Source organism: Streptomyces sp. 11x1 (assembly GCF_032598905.1).
Taxonomy (GTDB): domain Bacteria; phylum Actinomycetota; class Actinomycetes; order Streptomycetales; family Streptomycetaceae; genus Streptomyces.
Window position 1 is genome coordinate 9,391,107 of sequence record NZ_CP122458.1, and the last position, 20,850, is coordinate 9,411,956.

The window sequence follows — 20,850 nt, forward strand, 5'->3', positions numbered from 1 at the left end:
GGACCACCCCATGCCCGCACAGGACCAGCCGCTCGCCCCGGCCGCCGCACCCGCGCTGCCGCCGTACCGCGACCCTTCCGCGCCCGTCGAGGCGAGGGTCGCCGACCTTCTCTCCCGGATGACCCGGCGCGAGAAGGTCGGGCAGCTCAACCAGCGGATGTACGGCTGGGACGCGTACCGCCGCACCCCGGCCGGGAACTTCGAACTCACCGAGGCCCTGTCCGCCGAGACCGAGCGCTTCGCGGGGCTCGGCGCGCTCTACGGTCTGATGCGGGCCGACGCCTGGTCCGGCGTCGGCCACGGCGACGGGCCCGGTGCCGCGGACAGCGCCGACCTCGCCGACCTGGTCCAGCGGCACGTCCTGGGGCGCAGCCGGCTCGGGATCCCCACCCTCTTCGTCGAGGAGGTCCCGCACGGCCACATGGCCCTCGACGGCACGGTCCTGCCCGTCAACCTGGCCGTCGGCGCCACCTGGGACCCCGACCTCCACGAGCGGGCCGCCGCGCACGCCGCCGCCGAACTCCGCGCCCGTGGCGGCCACGTGGCCCTCGTCTCCGCGCTCGACATCGCCAGGGACCCGCGCTGGGGCCGTACCGAGGAATGCTTCACCGAGGACCCCCACCTCGCGGCCCGCCTGACCGAGGCCCTGGTCAGAGGCATGCAGGGACCGCCGGGTGCACAGGCGGCGCCCGGCGCTCAGCAGACCCCCGGCGCTCAACCGCCCCCGGGCCCGCACACGGCGCCCATCCCGGCGCCCGTCCCGGAGCGCTTCGCCGTCGACCGCGCCCCCGTCGTCCTCAAGCACTTCGCAGGCCAAGGCGCCACCGTCGGCGGCCGGAACTCCGCCGAGTCCGAACTCGGCCCCCGCGAGCTGCACGAGATCCACTTCCCGGCCGCCCGTGCCGGGGTCCGCGCGGGCGCCGCCGCCGTCATGGCCGCCTACAACGAGGTCGACGGCCTGCCCTGCTGCGGAAACCGCGCCCTCCTGACCGGGCTGCTCCGCGAACACTGGGGCTTCGACGGCCTGGTCATGGCCGACGGCCTCGCCGTCGACCGCCTCGCCCGCATCACCGGCGACAAGGTCTCCGCCGGTGCCCTCGCCCTGGACGCGGGCGTCGACCTCAGCCTCTGGGACGAGGGCTTCACGCACCTGGAGGAGGCCGTGGAGCGCGGCCTGGTCGACGAGGCCGCCCTGGACACCGCCGTCGCCCGCGTGCTGCGCCTGAAGTTCCGCCTCGGCCTGTTCGAGAACCCCTACACTCGCCGCGCGTCGATCCCCGAGCACACCGGCCGCGCCCGCAGCACCGACCTCGCCCGCGCCTGCGTCACCCTCCTGCGCAACCCGGAAGGCACCCTGCCTCTCGGCCCCTCGGCACGCCGGATCGCCGTGCTCGGCCCGCACGCCGCCACCACCGGTCACCACCTCGGCGACTACACCGCCCCGCAGCGCCCCGGCACCGGCACGAGCGTCCTCGACGCCCTGCGCCGCCTGGCCCCGCCCGGCACCGACGTCCGTCACACCGAGGGCGCGGCCCTGACCGGCGCCGACCGCTCCGGAATCCCGGACGCGATCGCCGAGGCCGCCGCGGCCGACCTGGCCGTGCTCGTGCTGGGCGGCAGCAGCGCCCGTACCCCCGACACGGAGTTCGACGCCAACGGTGCCGCGCGGACCGTTGTGTCGGAGATGACCTGCGGCGAGGGCGTCGACCTCGCGGGTCTACGGCTCGGCGCGGCGCAGGAGGCCCTGCTGGACGCCGTCGTGGCGACGGGCACGCCCACCGCGGTCGTCCTGATGCAGGGCCGCCCGCACGTGCTGCCCGACACCCCGGCCGCGGCACTGCTCACCGCCTGGTACCCGGGCCCGTGGGGCGGCGAGGCGGTCGCCGAGGTGCTCCTCGGTCTCGCCGAGCCCGCAGGCCGGCTCCCGGTCTCCGTCCCCCGCTCGGCCGCCCAGCTCCCCGTCCACTACAACCACAAGGACACCGAGTACGGCGGATACGTCGACGGGAGCGCGGAACCGGCCTACTCCTTCGGGCACGGGCTGTCGTACACGACCTTCGACCACGGTGCGCCCCGGGTGTCCGGGCGCACGGTCGAGGTGGACGTCACCAACACCGGCAACCGGTACGGGCGTTCGGTCGTCCAGGTGTATCTGCGCAGGCTGATCACCCGCACCTGGCCGCGCACTCTCGAACTGTGCGCGTTCGAGGGTGTCGGCCTGGCGCCGGGCGAGAGCCGTACCGTCTCCCTTGCGTTCGAGGTGCCCGCCGGGACCGACTCCGTGGAGCTCCGGGTCGCGCGGTCCGCGCGGGAGGCGCTGGACGTGGCACCCGTCGTCGTGGACCTCAGAGCTTGACGGCCCCGGAGGACACGCCCTTGTAGAACCACCGCTGGGTGATGACGAACAGCACCAGCACCGGGATCACGGAGATCACCGAGCCCGCCATCACCATCCGCTGGTCGTAGCCGAAGGAGGAGGACGTGAGGCGGGACAGGCCGAGTGTCAGGGTGAAGTGGTCCTCGGTGCGCAGCACGATCAGCGGCCACAGGAAGTCGTCCCAGGCGCTGATGAAGGTGTTGATGGTGACGACCAGGATCGCGCCCCACGCGGACGGCAGATAGAGGTACCGGAACCGCTTCCACTCGCCCGCCCCGTCCAGCATCGCAGCGTCCTCGACCTCGCGCGGCACGGCGAGGAACGCGGCCCGCATGATGAGGACGTTGATGGCGGCGACGAAACCGGGCAGCCAGACGCCCACCAGGTTGTCGACGAGCCCCAGGTCACGGATGCTCAGGAACAGCGACACCATGATCGACTCGAAGGGGAACATCATGGACGCCATCAGCAGCACCCAGACCAGCTTGCGGCCCTTCCAGCTCGGCTTGGAGAGCATGTAGCCGGCGAGCGTGGAGAAGACCAGCTGGCTGGTGACGGACAGGGCCACGACCACCAGGCTGTTGCGGATGTACGTCCAGACCGGGACCTGCGCGAACACCTCGCGGTAGGCGCGCAGCGTCGGATCGTGCGGGAAGAGGGAGGCGTTCTCGCCGAACACGTCCTCGCCGACGCCCTTCAGCGACGACAGCAGCTGCCACAGCAGCGGGCCCACGGTGATGCCGAGGACGAACAGCAACAGCAGGTAGCGGACGACGAGTTCGCGGGGGCGGCCGTAGTCCCTCCAGCGCGGCATCAGCCGCGGCTTCCCGACGGGGGCCGGGGCCGGGGCCGTCCGCGGCTCCTTCACGGCGGTGGTCACGACTCGTCCTCCTTCGTCAGTCGCTGTGCGAGCAGTGTGAGGCCCAGGGTGAGTACGAAGAGGGCGACGCTGACGGCCGAGCCGTAGCCGGCGTTGCCGGTGAGCGGGTCGAGGGCGACGTCCCGGATGTAGAAGGGGAGGGTGCGGTCGGCGCCGCCGGGGCCGCCGGTCGCGCCGCCGAGCATGTAGATCTCCGTGAACACACGCAGCGAGCCGATACCGGTGAGGGTGCCGACCAGCATCATCGAGGTGCGCACGCCCGGCACGGTGACGTGCCAGAAACGGCGGACCGCGCCCGCGCCGTCCACGGCGGCGGCCTCGTGCAGTTCCTTGGGCACGTTCCCCAGCGCGGCCAGGTAGAAGATCATGTACCAGCCGAGGCCCTTCCACAGGGTGAGCCCCATCGCGCACAGCAGGATCAGCCAGGAGTCCGACAGGAACGGGATCGCCGACCGGATGATGTGAGCCTTCTGCAGCCAGGTGTTGACCAGGCCCTGGTCGCTGAGCAGCCACTGCCAGCTGAGGCCCACGACCACGCTGGAGGCGAGGACCGGGGTGTAGAACGCGGAGCGGAAGAAGCCGATGCCGGGCAGGTTCTTCTCCACCAGCACGGCCAGCATCAGCGGGAGCAGCACCATCAGCGGGACCACGATCAGCGCGTACAGCACGCTGTTGCGGGTGGCGAGCCAGAAGTCGGAGTCGCCCAGCATCCGGGTGTAGTTGTCCAGGCCCACGAACGAGGCGGCGCCGCCGAGCGGTTTGGCGTCGGTGAACGACAGCAGGAGCGTGTTCAGGAACGGGTACAGGCCGAAGACGCTGATGCCGATGATCGCGGGGGACATCCACAGCCACGGCAGCCACCAGCGGCGGTACAGCGCGGCGCCGCCCGCGTCGGCGCCGGGACCCGGTTTGAGGGCCCGCAACAGGCGGCGCCGGCCGGTCGGTTCCCCGGAGCGGGGGTCGCGGGAGGAGACCGCGACCCCCGCTCCTTCGGTGGGGGGAGAGAGGGTGGTCATACTCAGCTGCCCTGCTCGATCAGCGCATTGGCCTTCTTCTGGGCCTCGTCCACGGCGTCCTGGGCGCTCTTCTTGCCCTGCATGGCCAGCTGGATCTGGGCCGTGATGGCGTTCAGCTCACCGGGGGTCAGGGCGATCTCGTCGGCCGTGGAGGTCTTGCGGTCGCTCGCGACGATCTTGCGGGCCTCGGCGAACGGGTCGTCACCCTTGACCGACTGGAAGAACGGGTCGTCCAGGGAGGCCGTGGTGGAGGGGAAGATGACGACGTTCGGGTCCTTCGCCCACTCCAGCTGGTTCTTCGCGTTGGTCAGGAACCGCGCGAAGGACAGCGCGGTCGCCGCGTTCTTGCTGGTGGACGCGACACCGATGTACTGCGGGGCGCCGACGGTGTGGCCGAGGTCGTCCAGCATGAAGCGGGCGACACCCGTCTTCTTGTAGACGCTCGGGTTGTTCTGCTGGATGAAGCGAAGGAAGTTGGGGTTCGTCGGGCCGTAGACCAGCTTGCCCTGGCCGTAGACGTTGGCCGGGTCCTGGGTGGAGGAGAGCGAGTCCCTCGGCATGCCGCCGGACTTGTAGAGCTTCGTCATCGCCTCCACCCACTGCGCGGTCTTCGGGTCGTCGGCGAAGGTGAACTTCTTGCCGTCGGAGGAGAGGACCTTGATGTCCATCTGCTGCCAGTCGGCGGGGATGCGCAGCTGCGGGTTGGCGAGGAAGGCGTAGTACTTGCCGTCCGAGACCTCGGCTATCTTCTGCGCGTCCTCGAACAGACCGAGCACGGTCGTCGGAGGTTTGGCCGGATCGAGGCCCGCCTTCTTCATCAGGTCGGTGTTGAAGGTCTGCACGATGCCGCCGGAGTACCAGGGGAGCACGCTGTGCACCTTGGTGCCGGAGGCGTCGGCGTACATGCTCGACTTCCACAGGTTGGGCACGAACGGCTCGCCCGCGTCCGGGGCCTTCTTGTCCAGGTCGAGCAGATAGCCGGTCTTGGTGAGCGCGATCGCCGTGTTGACGTTGATGTTCACGACGTCCGGCAGGGTGCAGCCCTGCGCGTCCGCGACCAGGCGCTGGGTGAAGGTGGCGTCGCCCGGGTCGTCGACCCACTTCACGGTGGTGTCCGGGTGGGCCTGCTCGAAGGCCTTGATGACCCCGTTGAAGTAGCCGCCGAAGTCCTTCTTCAGATTCGTCGTCTGGAAGGTGATCGTGCCCTTGACGTCTCCGGTCAGCTTCCCGGACCCGACATTGCCCTGGTCGACCTTGCAGCCGCCGGCGGTGGCGTCCCCGCTGTCGGATCCCCCGCCCGACAGGCCGCAGCCCGCGGCGGTCAGGGTGAGGGCGATGACACCCACCACACATCCGGTCAGTCTTCTCGCGCGCATGTCGCCTCCTGCGATCAGTCAGCTGCTGGGTCGAGCTGCTGGATGGAGTTGCTGGTTCAAATCACCAACTTGGACTTCAATTGATGAAAAGGTGGACCAGAATTCATCGGAGGTCAATGCCTGGCCGTGTTGCTTTTCGGTTCCAGGGCGCTTCCGACGGGTCCGGCGCCGGTGGATGTGTTCAGTGCCGGTGCTCGTGGTCGGGGTGCGAGGGGTCGCCCGGGTGCTCGTGCCCCGGCATGTACTCCACGTCGGCCCGCGCCCGGTCCAGCCAGTCGAAGAAGGCCTGTCGGCCCAGGGCCCGCCGCAACTCCCGTACGACGACGTCATGGACCGCGTCGTACGGCAGGAAGTCGCCCGGCTCCGCCCCGCCGTACGGGTCGACGCCACGCCGCAGCGCCTCCGGGGTGAGGAAGCGGTCCGGATTGCGGTCGTAGTACTCCCGTACGGCCTCCTCCGGCACCCTCTGCTCGGCCTCCAGCGCCGCCAGCAGGGTGCGCGCGGCGGGGGAGTGGGCGAGCGTCACCGCGATGATGCTGCCCAGGTCGGCGACCTCGGTGCCGGACACCGCCGGCGGGCGGGCCGGTGCCTCGCGGGGCGGTGGCGCGAGCCCGCGCGCGGCGCACGCCCGCCGGGCCAGCTCGTCGGCGACGACCACCTGCGTGGCCCACCGCCGCCGCTGTCGCTCCGCCCGCGCCTGCCCCTCCGGCCGGACCTCCCGGTCCCGCGCGGGCACCATCGCCAGTACGACGTCCACCCGCTCCCGGGCGACCGGCACACCACCGACGAGCGCGGCGGGCACGCTGTCCGCCGTCCGTCCGTTCACGGCCCCACCTCCAGGGCGACCGCTTCCGAGTAGGCCACGCAGCCGTGCCAACCGGCCTTCGCCATCAGCCAGTACGACCCCACGGGCACCGCCGAGCCGTCGATCTCGATCGCGTACTCCGTGCTCTCCCCGGGGGCCAGGGCGAAGCCCTGGAGGCCCGGTGCCACGCCGGCCCACGTCCCCCACGAGGACACCGCCCAGAGCGCTCCGCCCACCGGCCCCCGGGTGGTGTTCCGCAGGCGCACCGGCATGCGCGCCCGCTCGCCCCGGCGCACCTCGACCCGGTCGACGCCCAGATCCATCACCAGACTCGGCCCGGTCCGCCCGTCCGGCTCGCCCCGGACCGCCGCGCCGGGCACGTCCAGGGCGACCACGTCCTCGAACGTCTGCCCGCCGTGGGTGAGCCGCGCGGCCAGCGCGTAACGGCCGGGCACCGCCCCCGGCGGGGGTGTCACGGTGACCTCGGTGAGCGAGAAGCCGCCCGTGCCGAGGGCGTACGGCAGTTCGGCGGGCTCGGCGCTCCAGCCGGGCGGCACCTCCAGGGCGACCGTGCCCGAGACCGGCGCGTCGGTGAGCTCGGAGGAGATCCGCACCGTCGCCGTCACCGGGCCGTCGGCGGTCAGCGCGGCCGGCGAGAGGTAGACGGCCACGGGCATGTTGCCCCGGGGCGCCGGACCGGAGTTGTGCAGCCAGTAGCGGGTGTGCACGGGCTGGGCGGGCTCGTGCGCGGCGACACCGGCACCTTCGCCGGGGAGCGCGCAGGAGGGCGAGAGCTGCTCGGTGGGGCTTCCGTCGCCGGGGGCGCCGGAGGTGGTCCCGCAGGCCCGTACGGGCGGCGCGGCGGCCACCGGCGAGGCCAGCACGGTGGCCACCTGGAACCCGGTGAGGTCCAGCTCCAACGCCCCGTCCGCGCCAGGGGCCAGCGCCTCACCGGGCCGCTCCAGGACGTCCGCCCGTCGGCCTGCGGCCCACGCCGCAGGCCCTGTCACCCGTGCCCGCACCGGCCGCCCGTCCACCTCGTGCGCCCGTACGACGACCTCGCGCGCCGGGTCCACGGGCGTGGTGCCGCCCCGGGCCAGCGGCGACCCGGCCGGCTTCAACGCGTCCAGGACGACCCGGCCCTCGGGCTCCAGCGCCAGCAGGGTCACGGTCCTCGGCAGACCGGCCGCCGCCTGGGCAGGCTCCCGCAGCCGTGCCGTGAGCGGATGCTCGGGCGTGCGCAACCGCCCCGTGAGCGGATGGTTGAAGGCGTGGCCCGCGCGCGGCCAGCCAAGGTCGCGCCAGTCGCCCTCGCCCGCGACGACCGCGTACGCGAAGGTGTGCGACCAGCGCTGGAGCTGGAAGCCGGAGCCGTCGGGCGTGGTGCGGCGGGGCGGGTCGACCCAGATGCCGGAGGGCCAGCCGGTGCAGGAGCGCATCAGTGACATGTGGAGGTCGCCGGAGGAGGTGACGACACAGCCCGGGGTGCCCCGGTTCAGGATCGCGAAGCCCCGCCCGTCCCACGCGTCGCCCGGCGGCAGCGCCTCGCCGCCCCCGGCCGCGACGGCCCGTACGGTCGCGTCGTCGAGGTCGGCGATCAGCGCGTCCACGGCCTTCGCGTCGTCCTCGGGGCGGGCGCCCGCCACCACGAGCAGCGGCAGCCGTTCCAGGTCCCGCAGGTCGGCGCCGGGCACCCACTCCTCGCGCAGGGAGGCGCGGGGCGCCACCCACACCGCCGCCAGACCGTCCTCGGCGAGTCGGCGGCGCAGTTCGCGGGCCGCCGCCGGGTCCCAGCCGAGGACCTCGGCGACCAGGGCGTTGCGCTCGGGGCCGCCGACGGCGATCCGGATGTCCGGCAGGTTGGAGTCGACCTCCAGATCGCCGTAGCGGGGGCCGCCCGCGATCGTCGAGGTGGCCGTGACACCGGTGCGGACCAGGGCCGCGGCGAGCGGCGTGCCCAGTTCACCGGCGGCGTCCCAGTCGCCGAAGACCAGTTCGGCGACGCCGATGGACCGGTGGCCGAGCAGGGCGCCGGTGTCGTCGTGGACGGCGACGCGGGCCGTGGAGCCGAGCCCGAACCAGGTGTTGGCCGGGTTGTCGAGCGTCCACGGGAACCGCTCGCTGTCCACCTCGACGAACCCGAAGCCGCGTCCGACGACCGCGTCCGCGACCTCGTGCACCGGCAGCCCGCCGCGCACGTCCGAGGGCCAGCGCACACGGATCAGCCGGTCGGCACCGTCGTAGCCGTCGACGGTCGTCGTCACGTCCAGCCGGTCGACGCCCGCCCAGAGGGTGAGCCGCTGGGTGTACCGGAAGAGGCCCAGGTCGGCGCGGACGGTGATGCGGGAGCCGGCGGGCGAGTGCTCGACATCGATGTCAGCGGTCACGTCCCGGCTCCGGGCGGCTGTGGTGCCGGTCGGGGTGAGGTGCCAGGGGCCCTCGCCGAAGCGCGGGTGCCTCGGGTACTCCTCCTGCACCACCAGCTCGTTGCCGATGTCTCCGGGCCGCAGCAGCTCCCGGCCGCCCCCGGCTCCGGCGAGCGCGCGCAGACTGCTGACGCCGCCGCCCCGCGCGGGGTCGACGGTCACCTCGTAGAACTCATTGCGGATCGTCGTCCCGTCGCCGGGCGTCCAGCCGGGCACCGAACCGTCCGCCAGCGAGAGCGCCTTGAGGCCCATGCCGGGCACGTCCGTCACGACGACGCTCAGTTCGCCGTCCTCGGACACGGCGGGCAGCGGCAGGCCGGTGTGGTCCAGCGGGATCCGGCCCGGGTCGGCGACGGTCAGCACGTCCCTGCGCCGCCAGGTCGCGGAGTTGAGGACGATCAGGTCCGCCCCGTCGCCCGGCAGCGGCGCGACCCGGTCGGCGAGCGCCTGGGTGGCGTCGGCGTGCACCTCCCGCGCCAGGTCGTACAACTCCCGCCAGCCGGTGAGCAGATCGATGTACACCTGGTCCGACTCGGAGCCGGTGATGGCGTCGTGGTGGGCGCCGTAGATCAACTGCCGCCACGCCTTGTCGAGGGCCGCGTCCGGGTAGGGGTGCCCGGTGGTGAGGGAGGCGAGGGTCGCCCAGGCCTCGGCGTCGGCGAGGAGCGCCTCGCCGTACCGCTGGGCCTGCTTGGTGTCGATGTAGGAGACGTCCTTGCCGGTGTAGACCGGGTTCATGTCCCGGGTCTGCGGGGAGGCCGCGCGCCCCTCCCGCTCCAGCTCGGCGCGGACGGCGGCGAAGAAGTCCCGGGGGACGCCGCTGACGAACCGGGGCCAGACGTACCGCTCGTTCCAGTCCCGGTGGATGCCCATCACCCAGCGGCAGGGCGGCGCGTAGTCGCCGCCGACCGGCAGCAGCACGTTCCGGGTGAGCGCGACCTTCTTCAGGCCCCGGAAGAGCTTGAGCGCGGCGGCCTCGGCCTCGGGGAGCGTCGGCGCGTTGTCGATGGCCCAGCCGGCGCCGTAGTGGTTGACCATGTACGCGGTCAGCAGGCCGCGTCCGGAGGGAGCGATCCAGCTGAACTCCGCCGGGAACTGCATCCGCCGCGGATCGCGCGGCTCCTCCCCGAAGACCGACAGGGTCGGCCCCCACTGGTGGAAGGGGCCGCGCGCCCAGGAACTCGACGTGACCCCCGCGTCCGCCATCAGCCCCGGGAACTGCGGGTCGTGCCCGAAGGCGTCCAGCTGCCAGGCGGTCTCCGGCGAGGCCCCCATGATCCCGCGCTGGAAGCCGTCGCCGTACAGCGCGTTGCGCACGGTCGCCTCGGCGCCGGTGAGGTTGGTGTTGGGCTCGTTGTAGGTGCCGCCCATGATCTCGACGCGGCCGGCGCGGATCAGCTGCCGCAGGAAGGCCCGCTCCTCGGGGAACGCGTCCCAGTACGGCTTGAGGTAGTCGACCTCGGCGAGCACGAAGGTGTACGCCGGATCGCGCCGGGCCAGATCGCAGTGGGCGCGGACGAGACTCATGCCGGACTGGCCGCGCGAGTCGAAGGTCCGCGCGGGCAGGCCGGTGACGGCCGGGTCGTCGGCGACGTCCCAGGTCTCGGTGTAGGCGGCCTGGGTGTTCCACCAGACGGGGTCGTAGTGGAAGTGGCTGACCATGAACATGGTCCAGCCGGGCTCGGCGACGGTGAATCCGGCGGTTCGCCGGGCCACCAGCTCCCCGTCGACGGCCGTGACGGTGATCTCCCGGTGGTCGCCGGGGGCGAGACCGTCCGTGACCACGGGTATCTCGGCGCGTACGGTGCCGTCCTCGCCGACGGTGACGACGGCCTGCCCGACCGTGCGGACACCGGGGCCTTCCACGCTCAGCCGGACCGGCCGGCCCGCGTCGTGCTCGACGTCCACGGCGACCACCTGCTGCGGCTGGTCCTCCGTCCCGACGAAGAGCTCGGTCGACTCGACAGAGATGACGCGCATGGGGCTCCTACGAGTGCTCGGGGGAGCCCCATCCTGGCAGCGAGGGGTGGTTCAATCAACCATGCATCGGAATATTGGTTGATTCAACCAGGCAAAATCGCTCGCCGCCCCGGCCGCGCCGTGCTCCGGTCAGCGGCTGCGCCGGGACTTCACCGCGTGTGCGCCCGCGATGTGGTCGGTCAGCGCCAGGGAGGCGCTCGCCCGCTGGTAGGAGAGCTGGCCGACGCGGACGTAGAGGCAGTCGATGAGCATCAGCACGGAGTGACGGGCGCCGATGCTGCCGGTGCGGAAGCTGGTCTCCGACGACGACGCGATCAGCCGGATGTCGGCGGCGCGGGCCAGCGGCGAGCGGGGATCGGCGGTCAGGGCGATGGTGGTGGCGCCGCGCTCCCTGGCCAGCTCGAACGGCTCGATCACCTCCCGGGTGGCGCCGGAGTGGGAGATGCCGATCGCGACGTCCGCCGGGGTCAGCAGGGCGGCCGACGTGGTCGCCGCGTGCACCTCGGTCCAGCCGCGCACCGCGCAGCCGATGCGGAACAGCCGGGTCTCCGTCTCCTGCGCGACCGCGCCGCTGCCGCCGACGCCGTACACGTCCGTGCGCCGCGCGCGGGCCACGGCCTGCGCAGCCCGCTCGACGGAGTCCAGGTCGATCCGGTCGATGGTCTGCTGGATCGCCCGCAGATCGGCGGTGCCGACGACCTGGACGACCCGCTCCAGGCTGTCGTCGGGGGAGATGTCCGGGCCGATCTCGGCGCTACCCCACTCCGAGGACTCGCCCCGGCCCCGCTCCTGGGCCAGCTCGATCAGCAGGTGCTGATAGGAGTCGAGGCCGATGGCCCGGCAGAACCGGGTCACGGTGGCCTGGGAGGTGCCGGTGCGCCGGCCCAGCTCCGCGGCCGAGCAGTGGGTGACGGCGGCCGGATCCTCCAGGATCAGCTCGCCGACCTTCCGCAGGGAGCCGGCCAGCCGGGGCAGCTCGGTGCGGATCAGGGCGGTGACATCGGTCGAGGGCATGCAGAGAAGGTATCAGCCACCCGTTGGCGCATCGGCTGAATACCAGGACCGGTCTTCGCGGCCGCACTCGGGGGTGAACTGCGCCATTGCCCCGGATGCCGCGCCTGTGATTCAGTGATTCATTGATAGGTGTGTAAGGGGTGGTTCAATCCACCAGTGGGGAGTCTCAGGTGTCCGTCGAGTCCGCCAACGAGTCCGTGACCGAGCCGGTGAGCGCCGACCGCTTCGCGCGCGAGGGCCTGGCCGTCCTGCACCGTCTCACCGAGTCCGCGCGCGCCGACGTGGGCGCCGCCGCCACGCTGATCGCCGACTGCGTCCGCGAGGACGGCGTCGTCCAGGCCTTCGGCACCGGCCACTCCCAGGCCATGGTCCTCGAACTCGCCGGCCGCGCCGGCGGCTTCGTGCCCACCAACCGGATCCAGATGGCCGACCTCGTGCTCTTCGGCGGCGACCACCCCAGCGGCCTCGACGATCCGCTGCTCGAACGCGAGCCCGGCATAGCGGTCCGCCTCTACGAACTGGCGGCCCCCCGGCCGCAGGACCTCTTCGTCGTCATCTCCAACTCCGGCGTCAACAACGTCATCGTCGAGATGGCCCTGCACGCCAAGGAGCGCGGACACCGCCTGCTCGCCCTCACCTCCCTCGCCCACACCCACTCCGTGCCCGCCACCCACCCCAGCGGCAAGAAGCTCGCCGACCTCGCCGACGTCGTCCTCGACAACGCGGCCCCGCGCGGCGACGCCCTGCTGGAACTCCCGGGAGGCGGTGCGATCTGCGCCCTCTCCACCCTCACCGGCGTCATGCTCGTCCAGATGACCGTCGCCGAGGCCGCCGCCCAGCTCCTCGCCTCCGGCGACCACCCCCCGGTCTACGTCTCCGCCAACGTGCCCGGCGGCTTCGAGAGCAACCTGGGACTGGAGCAGCGGTACGCCGGCCGCATCCGGCGCACCGCCAGCTGATCACTCGCGGACGCCTAGGGCACCGGCACGGGCGTCAGCGCGACCGCCAGTGGATAGGCGCCGGTCGTCAGCGGCGCCCCCGCGGTGCCGGTCGCGGTGTCGACCGGCACCAGCCTGTTCCCGTCGGCCGTGGTGACGTAGGCCGTGCCGCCGTCCCAGTCCAGGCCGACGTCGAACGCGGACCTCCCGACGGTGATCCTCCTGCCGGGCGCGCCCGTCACGGTGTCGACCGGTGTGACGTGGTCCCCGGTGCTGGGGCTCACCCACAGCGTCCGGCCGTCCGGTGACAGCCCGAGCCCGTACGCCTGACCGGAGACGAGCAGCGTCGGCTCGGTGTCGTTGCTCGCGGTGTCGATCGGAGTGACCGTCGACCCACCGGAGTTGGACACGTACACCGTCTTCCCGTCCGGCGCGGCCACGACGTTGAAGGGGCGGGGGCCGACCGGGATCGCCGCCCCGGCCCTCCCGGTGCCCAGGTCGACCGGCGAGACCGTGTTGTCGTGGATGTTCGCCACGTACAGCGTCCGTCCGTCCGGGGTGATCGCCATGTTCTCCGGTCCCGACCCGACCGTGACGGTCGCGCCCGCCCGGAGCGTGCCCGTGTCCACCGGCTGCACCGTGCCGTCGGTGTAGTTGGCGACCCACAGGGTGCCGCCGTCCGGCGTCAGCGCGAGCCCGGCGGGAACCCGCCCCACTCGCACGGTGGCGGTGACCTCGCCGCGCGCCACGTCGATGACGCTTACCGAGTTCGAGCCCTGGTTCGCGGCGTAGGCGGTCCGGCCGTCGGCGCTCACGACCACCTCACCGGGGTTCGCGCCCACGGCGATGTCCGTGCTCCTCCCGGACGAGAGGTCGATGGAACTCACCGTGGCCCCGCTGAAGTTGGCTGTCAGTGCTCTCGATGCCCCGCCCCCGTCGGTGACCCGGACCGGGATCGCCCGGTCGAGGACGCCCGAGCCGGACACCACGACGGAGTGCACGCCCTCGGTGACCCCGGTGAGGGTGACCTCGGCCGAGGCACCGCCCCCGGCCGGGACGGTGACGGTCCCCTCGGCGGGCGAGGCGGTCACCCCGCCCGGTACGTCGAGTTTCCAGGTCACCGTCCGTGCCTCGGCCGCGGAGGAGAAACGGAGGGCCACCGACCCGGAGGCCCCCGGTTTCAAGGAGAGCGAGCCCGGCGCGAAGGAGGCGTCGACGCCGGGGTCCGGCGCGTGCCGGAGCATCGCCTGGTACAGGAACTGGTCCATCACCCCCGGCGACACCTGCTGCGGTATCGCGTCCAGCGCCTTGCGCTCGCTCCGCAGCCGGTTCCAGTACCTCGACACCGCGTCCGCGTCACCCCGCTCACCGGCCAGCAACAGGTCCACGGCCGTCAGTCCGGCGGTGCCGTAGGAGCCGAGCTTGTCCAGCCAGGGCGAAGTCTCCCTCAGGAAGCCGGGGTTGGCGAGACGTGCGCGCAGCTTCGCGGGCGTGGCGGCCATGTCCGTGAAGTACGACCGCAGCGCGGCCGCCGCCTCGTCGAGGCCACTGCCCTCCTCGTACGCCTTCTGGAACGCGGCGAGCAGTTCGGCCAGTGTGGGGGCCTCGGTGGCGTCGAGCTGGGAGGAGTAGCTGTTCTCGGCGAAGATCCGCAGCCATGGCGCCGCGCCCGGCCCCGCCAGGTCCCGCACGGAGGCGAGGAAGGCGGCCCGGGGGTCGTACGCCTCCGCGTTCCACAGATAGGCCGCCGACGTGAACAGCGCGAGCTTGCTCGCCTCCGCCTGCACCATCGGGTTGGCGGTGACACCGACGGACTCACCCGCCACCCCGGCCTCCCGGCCCGTGTAGGGGCCGAGCAGGAGGCGGCTGGTGACGTAGTCGTTGACCGGGTAGTTGTCCCAGACCAGGATCGGATGGCCGTAGACCGCACGGGCCTGCCGCAGCTGCGCGGCGGTGATCGTCGGCGCGATCACCCCGACACCGGTCCACTCCACGACCACGTCCGCGTCCAACCGCTCGCGCAGTGCCTTCTTGTACGGGGTGTCCGCTAGGTCCGAGTACTCGGTGGGGACCATCTCCAGCGGGTCGAGCCCGGTGCGCCCGGCGGAGAACTCCTCCCACACCCGGTTCAGCAGATGCGCCTGAGCCTCGCCGGCGGCGCCGCCCCCGCTGCCGAAGCGCTCCTCGTCCGCCGCGCAGTTCCACTTGGTGTAGCTGATGTCGTCCAGCGGGATCGCGAAGGACCGCACCCCGATGTCGTACAGCGAGGCGAACTTGCGGACCAGGGCGGTGATGTCACCGTCCGAGGAGTAGCAGACCGACAGACCGGGCGAGAGGGCGTAGGTGAAGCGGACGTGGTTGGCGGCGGCCCGATCGACGAGTTCGCGCACCTGGGCGAGTCGGTCGGCCGGGTACTCGTCGCGCCACCGCTCCCGCAGATACGGGTCGTCCTTGGGGGAGTAGACGTACACGTTCTGCTTGGTGCGGCCGTAGAAGTCGAGTTGGCTCAGCCGTTCGGCGTGGGACCAGGGGGTGCCGTAGAAACCCTCGACGACACCGCGCAGTGCGGCCGTGGGCCAGTCCCGGACGGTCACCTCGGGCAGGTGCCGGCCGGTGAGAAGTTGGCGGAGGGTCTGGGCGGCGTAGTACGTGCCGGTGGTGTCGACGCCGGAGAGGGCGAGCAGGGTACGGCCGGAGCCGCGTCCGGAGGCCAGGACGTATCCCTCGGCGGGCAGCCCGGCCGGGGATCCGACGCCGAGCCGCCGCAGCGCGCCCGCGGTCGCCGGGTTCTCGTCGGGCCCGCCGACGTACACGGTGAGCCCTGCGGCGGGCGGACGTTGCCCGGCCGGCACGGTGACGATCCGGTCGGCTCCGGCGGCCCGCAGCGCGGTCTCGACGATCCGCCGCGCGGAGGGGTCGGTGCGGGGCCCGACCACCGCCACCACCCGGTCGGGAACGGCGAGTCGACGTCCGTCGTACTCGATGTGACGGGGCGTCGGCCACACCTCGGGCACCGACGGGCGCTTCGCGGAAGACGGTGCGGACGGCGTGGACGGTGCGGACGGTGGGGCGGCGTCCGCCGGGAACGACGGGAGGCTCAGACTCAGGGCCAGCAACAGCGCCCAGAGGAGACGCCGGGGGCGTGGGAGGAAAGAGGTGATTGAAGCCATCGAAAGAGGCTAGGGCTGCTGAATCAAGCATTCAAGGGTGCCGCGGCGAGGAGAACGTCGACAGGGCGCGGGCGCTGGGTGTCCGGATGGAAGGCGCGAATTCTGGGCGTACCCGTGGCCCAGCACGCCGGCTCGACCGCGCCGCCTCGGGCATGAGGGGCGAGAACCTGTGTGGATCCGCCGACGGACCGCAGGGCACGGCGTGGAGTGTTCCGGATGCTGGTGGTGCTGTCGGTGCGGGGCGCCACGAAGCTCGTCGTCCTCGCCGATCAGCTCCAGGTCGCCCCGTCCACCGCGATGCGCATGGTCGACCGGCTGATCGCCGCCGGGCTCGCCGACCGGCAGACCAACCCCGACAACCGCCGCGAGACCCTGCTCCGGCTCACCGACGAGGGCCGGCGCGCCGTCGAGGAGGTCACGGCCCGACGGCGCATCGAACTCGCCACGGTCGTCGAGCGCCTCGCCCCGAGGCAACGGACGGCGCTGGTCGACGCGTTGACCGCGTTCGACGCGGCGGGCGGGGAGCCCGTGGCCCCGGCGACGGACGACGCCGAGCCGTACCCGCTCGGCCGGGTGGACTCCGGGGTGGGCGGAGGAAGCCGACGCGGCGCGCGAAACGGCCATAAGGTGCTTTCGGGGCGCCGTGTCCTCGCCCTCCCTGTCCGGTGTCGCCCCGAACCGTGAGGACGTGGACGTATGAGCGCGCATCCCGCCGTCTCCCGTGAGGAGTTCGACGCACTCTTCGCGGCGGTCCGTACCTGGGGTCGCTGGGACCCGGCCGATCGTGGCGCGTGGAACCGGGTGACCGAGGACCATGTGCGGCGGGCCGTGGCGGGAGTGCGGTCCGGCGTGGTCGTCCCGATGGCACTGCCCTGGAACACCCGGTCGGGTCCGGACAACCTCAAGCCCGCCCTGCACCACATGACCGACCTCGGCGACGTGGAGGGCCCGGAGCCCACGACCCACAAGGACTTCATCGCCGCCGACTACCACGGCAAGGCGGTCACCCATCTCGACGCCCTGAGCCACATCGCCTACGCGGGACTCCTCTACGACGGCAGGCCGGCCCGCGAGAACGTCGACGCCGCGGGCGCCCGCTTCGGCGCGGTGGCGGCGCTCGGCCCCCTCGTCACGAGAGGGATCCTCCTGGACCTCCCCGCCGTGCTCGGCGTCCCCTGGCTGGAGCCGGGGCACGCGGTGCGCGCCCGGGACGTCCTTGCCGCCGAGGAGGCGCTCGGCGTGACGATCGGCGAGGGGGACGCGGTGCTGCTGCGCTCCGGGCACGTACGCCGCCGCGCGGAGCTCGGCGCCTGGGACCCCGGTGCGGCGAGCGCGGGGTTCCATGTGGACGCCGTACCCCTGCTGGCCGAACGGGGCATCGCGCTGCTCGGCGGGGACGGGGACAGCGACGTCAGGCCGTCGCCCGTGGCGGACGTGCACTCGCCGGTGCACGCCCTGGCGGTGGCCGCGATGGGGGTGCCGCTGCTGGACAACCTTGACCTGGAGGCGCTCGCCGCCGCGACCGCCGAGGCGGGACGGTACGAGTTCCTGCTCGTCGTGGCCCCGCTGAACGTCCCGGGCGGCACGGGTTCCCCGGTCAACCCGGTCGCCGTCCTGTGACGCCGGCCCGGTCACCGAGCGTGACGAGGTCGGTGAGCCGTGACTCGTGTTGCTGATGCCCGTATCCTCGTCAATGCCAGATATTTCCGATAAGCGGATTGTCCAGGGCGCGAGTGAGGCCAGCGTGGTGCGGTCCGACGGCGAGCCGATACCCACAGGGCGTGCGACAGACGGCACGGGCCCCACCCTTTTCCGTGAGCGGTTTCTGCAGGGGGAGCCGCTGGAGTCGGGTGTGCGCGCCACGATCCTCGACTCCTGGCGGCGCTGCCGGTCCCTGGGGCTCTCCCCGGAACGCTCCGACCTCCCCTTCCGCGACGACTTCGACCGCGAGGACCCGGTCGCCCGTGCCGCCGCACCGGTCCTCGACCGGCTGGAGTCCACGTTCGCCGGCAGCGCCATGAACATCTCCGTCGCCGACGCGGACGGCACGGTGCTGCTACGCCGCTTCGGCGAGGCGTCGCTGGCCCGAGGGCTCCCGGACATCCAGACCGTGCCGGGGTTCGTGTTCGCCGAGCGGTTCGCCGGCACCAACGGCATCGGGCTGGCCCTCGCGGAACGGCGGCTCATCCGGGTCTACGGCGCCGAGCACTTCGCCGATCGCTCCCAGGGCAGCGCCTGCCGCGCGCTTCCCGTGCGCGACCCGCTCAGCGGCCGGATCGAGGGCGTCCTGTGCTTCGGATATCCGCGCGACTTCGAGAACCCGGCGCTCACCACCGTGATCCGCAAGGCGGCCGCCGCCATCGAGCGGCGGCTCCTCGGGCAGAGCTCCGCACGTGAACGCTCCCTGCTGCGGGCGTATCTGGACGCGGGGGTCGAGGCCGACGCGGGCCCGCACCGCGTCGTCGGTGTCGACGAACTGGCCCTCGGGCTGCGCCCCGTCGACCGGGCGGCCCTCCTGAAGAAGGCCGCCGAGCTGATCTCGCGCGCCCAGCGGGCGGCCGTCGAGGTCTCCCTCACGGACGGCCGCCGTGTCACGCTCGTCAGCCGCCCGATGACCAGCGCCTCCGGGGTGGAGGGCATCGCCGTCGAGGCAGTCCTGCACGTCTCCTCCCCGTCGGAGGCCCTCACCGCCCCACGCGGGGTCGAGCCGGTGCCGAGCCTCACCACCGGACCCGCGAGCCCCCTCACTCCGCTCGCGCCCGTCGACCCCTCGATCGTCCTCCGCGTCCGCGACGCCCCGCTCGCCGCGGCCTCCGGCGCACTCACCGTCGTCATGGGCCCCGGTCAGCTGCGCGAGGTCCCACCCCCCGCCGGCGCCGCCACGACGGGCATCGACGGCGGCACACCCGAGGGCCGCACCCCCGACACCCCCGCAGAAGCCCTCGCCCCCGGCACCCCGCTCACCGCGGAGGGCCCTCGTCCTGCCGCCGACGGCCTGCCGCACACCCCCGCGGCCCCGCACACCTCCGTCCCCTCGCCTTCCATCGACGGCCTGCCGGGCGACCGTTCCGGTCCCCCGGCGCCGGAGCGCGGTCTGCTGATGCTGGGGGAGCCCCACGTCGGTGGCTACGCCCTGGCCGCGCGCCGTCGGCTGGAACTGCTGTCCGAGGCCAGCGCCCGGATCGGCACCACGCTGGACGTGCGCCGCACCGCCCAGGAACTCGCCGAGACGGCGGTCCCGCGCGTCGCCGACTTCGTCACCATCGACCTGGCCGAGCCCGTGCTGCGGGGCGAGGAGGCCGCCGACCCACGCAGTGATCTGCGGCGGACGGTGGTCCACGGCATCCGCGACGACCTCCCCTTCAGCCCGGTCGGCAAACAGGTCGACTACGGCCCGACCGTCCCGCAACTGCGCTGTCTGAACAGCGGCGAGGCCGTCCTGGAACCGGACCTGAGGACGGCGGCGGGCTGGCTCGCGCAGGACCCCGAGCACACCGAGCGGCTGCTGGCCCACGTCCACTCCCTCATCGCGGTGCCCCTGGTCGCCCGGGGTGTCGTCCTCGGCGTCGCCGCCTTCTACCGTGCCCAGGACCCCGCCCCCTTCGGCGACGACGACCGCTCACTGGCCCAGGAACTCGCCACCCGGGCCGCCCTGTCCATCGACAACGCCCGGCGCTACACCCGCGAACGCACCATGGTCCTGGCCCTGCAGCGCAGCCTGCTCCCGCAGGGACTGCCCGACCGGGACTCCGTGGAGGTCGCCCACCGGTATCTGCCCGCCGAGTCCGACGTCGGCGGCGACTGGTACGACGTCATCCCGCTCTCCGGGACCAGGATCGGCCTCTTCGTCGGCGACGTCGTCGGCCACGGCATGCTGTCCGCCGCCATGATGGGCCGCGTCCGCACCGCCGCCCGCAGCTTCGCCGAACTCGACTTCCCGCCCGACGAGGTCCTCACCCACCTGGACAACCTCGTGGGACGACTGGACCGGGAGGACCCCGTCTCCGACGGCGGCGGCATCATCGGCGCGACCTGCCTGTACGCCGTCTACGACCCGACCTCGCAGCAGTGCACCCTGGCCCGCGCCGGCCACCCGCCGCCCGCCCTGGTGGGTCCCGACGGCACCGTGACGTTCCCCGAGCTGCCTGCCGGGCCCCCGCTCGGCCTCGGAGGTCTGCCCTTCGAAGCCGTCGACGTCCATCTGCCCGAGGGCAGCACCCTCGTCCTCTACACCGACGGCCTCATCGAGGACCGCGAACGCGACGTCGACGTGGTCCTGGACCAGCTGCGCGCGGCCCTCGCCCACCCCGAGCGCACCCCGGAGGAGACCTGCCGGGTGGTTCTGGACACCGTCGCGCCCCCCCACCCCGGCGACGACATCGCCCTGCTCGTCGCCCGCACCCACGCCTTCGACCCGCGCCGCGTCGCCACCTGGGAGCTGCCCGCCGACCCGGCCCGCGTCAGCGAGGTCCGCGCCGCGGCCCTGCGGCAACTGGCCGACTGGGGCCTGGACGACGCCGCGTTCGCCGCCGAACTGGTGCTCAGCGAGCTGATCACCAACGCGATCCGGCACGGTGCCGGGCCCATCCGCGTACGGCTGCTCCGGGACCGCGCCCTGATCTGCGAGGTCGCCGACACCAGCAGCACCGCCCCGCACCTGCGCCGGGCGGCCACCACCGACGAGGGCGGACGCGGGCTGTTCCTGGTCGCCCAGCTCTCGCAGAGCTGGGGCACGCGCTACACGGCGGAGGGCAAGGTCATCTGGGCCGAATGCGGGCTCGACAGCGCCTGAGGCGAGGGGCCCGGCATCCACGACCAGTCGGGGCGGCCCGACCTCCTCCCCGTCGGGGTCGGCGACGGCACCAGAT

At 72.9% G+C, this 20,850-nt stretch carries 11 protein-coding genes and 1 pseudogene; 5 read left to right on the forward strand and 7 right to left on the reverse strand.

The genetic code is table 11. The annotated features are described in order from the left end of the window. Positions 1-10: 10 nt before the first annotated feature. A complete protein-coding gene (locus P8T65_RS41340) occupies positions 11-2,356 on the forward strand; it encodes a glycoside hydrolase family 3 N-terminal domain-containing protein (protein WP_316730556.1) in 2,346 nt (781 codons plus the stop codon). Here the strand turns inward: P8T65_RS41340 and P8T65_RS41345 are convergent. The 6 genes from P8T65_RS41345 to P8T65_RS41370 form a co-directional block, all read right to left on the reverse strand. Next, complete coding sequence (locus P8T65_RS41345; protein WP_399102312.1) at positions 2,346-3,257, reverse strand: carbohydrate ABC transporter permease; 912 nt, start codon at positions 3,255-3,257, stop codon at positions 2,346-2,348. The two genes, P8T65_RS41340 and P8T65_RS41345, sit on opposite strands and share 11 nt — an antisense overlap. Beyond that, complete coding sequence (locus tag P8T65_RS41350; protein WP_316730557.1) at positions 3,254-4,273, reverse strand: sugar ABC transporter permease; 1,020 nt, start codon at positions 4,271-4,273, stop codon at positions 3,254-3,256. The genes P8T65_RS41345 and P8T65_RS41350 overlap by 4 nt, the downstream gene beginning before the upstream one ends. A 2-nt stretch (positions 4,274-4,275) precedes the next feature. Beyond that, positions 4,276-5,649: an extracellular solute-binding protein gene (locus P8T65_RS41355; RefSeq protein ID WP_316730559.1), complete on the reverse strand. Its 1,374-nt coding sequence runs from the start codon at positions 5,647-5,649 to the stop codon at positions 4,276-4,278. A gap of 181 nt (positions 5,650-5,830) precedes the next feature. Next, positions 5,831-6,475, reverse strand: coding sequence for a peptidyl-prolyl cis-trans isomerase (locus tag P8T65_RS41360; protein ID WP_316730560.1), 645 nt, complete (start codon positions 6,473-6,475; stop codon positions 5,831-5,833). Beyond that, positions 6,472-10,860, reverse strand: coding sequence for an NEW3 domain-containing protein (locus P8T65_RS41365; RefSeq protein ID WP_316730561.1), 4,389 nt, complete (start codon positions 10,858-10,860; stop codon positions 6,472-6,474). The genes P8T65_RS41360 and P8T65_RS41365 overlap by 4 nt, the downstream gene beginning before the upstream one ends. A gap of 129 nt (positions 10,861-10,989) precedes the next feature. Continuing rightward, positions 10,990-11,874 (reverse strand): MurR/RpiR family transcriptional regulator, encoded by an 885-nt coding sequence (locus P8T65_RS41370; protein ID WP_184896979.1) that lies wholly within the window; start codon positions 11,872-11,874, stop codon positions 10,990-10,992. Positions 11,875-12,044: 170 nt separating this feature from the next. Between P8T65_RS41370 and P8T65_RS41375 the strand changes: the two genes are divergently transcribed. Beyond that, positions 12,045-12,833 (forward strand): SIS domain-containing protein, encoded by a 789-nt coding sequence (locus tag P8T65_RS41375; RefSeq protein WP_316730564.1) that lies wholly within the window; start codon positions 12,045-12,047, stop codon positions 12,831-12,833. 14 nt (positions 12,834-12,847) lie between these two features. On the opposite strand, the gene P8T65_RS41380 is transcribed toward P8T65_RS41375, so the two are convergent. Next, positions 12,848-15,982 carry a beta-N-acetylglucosaminidase domain-containing protein gene (locus P8T65_RS41380; RefSeq protein WP_316730566.1) on the reverse strand — a complete coding sequence of 1,045 codons (3,135 nt, stop codon included), beginning with the start codon at positions 15,980-15,982 and terminating at the stop codon, positions 12,848-12,850. A 210-nt stretch (positions 15,983-16,192) separates the two neighbouring features. Between P8T65_RS41380 and P8T65_RS41385 the strand changes: the two are divergent. The 3 genes and pseudogenes from P8T65_RS41385 to P8T65_RS41395 form a co-directional block, all read left to right on the forward strand. Then, positions 16,193-16,570, forward strand: a pseudogene (locus P8T65_RS41385) (MarR family winged helix-turn-helix transcriptional regulator); the annotation flags it as partial. 108 nt (positions 16,571-16,678) lie between these two features. Continuing rightward, positions 16,679-17,602, forward strand: a complete 924-nt coding sequence (locus P8T65_RS41390; RefSeq protein ID WP_316730568.1) for a cyclase family protein — start codon at positions 16,679-16,681, stop codon at positions 17,600-17,602. A gap of 124 nt (positions 17,603-17,726) precedes the next feature. Next, positions 17,727-20,774 (forward strand): SpoIIE family protein phosphatase, encoded by a 3,048-nt coding sequence (locus P8T65_RS41395; RefSeq protein ID WP_316730569.1) that lies wholly within the window; start codon positions 17,727-17,729, stop codon positions 20,772-20,774. The last annotated feature ends 76 nt before the right edge of the window (positions 20,775-20,850 follow it).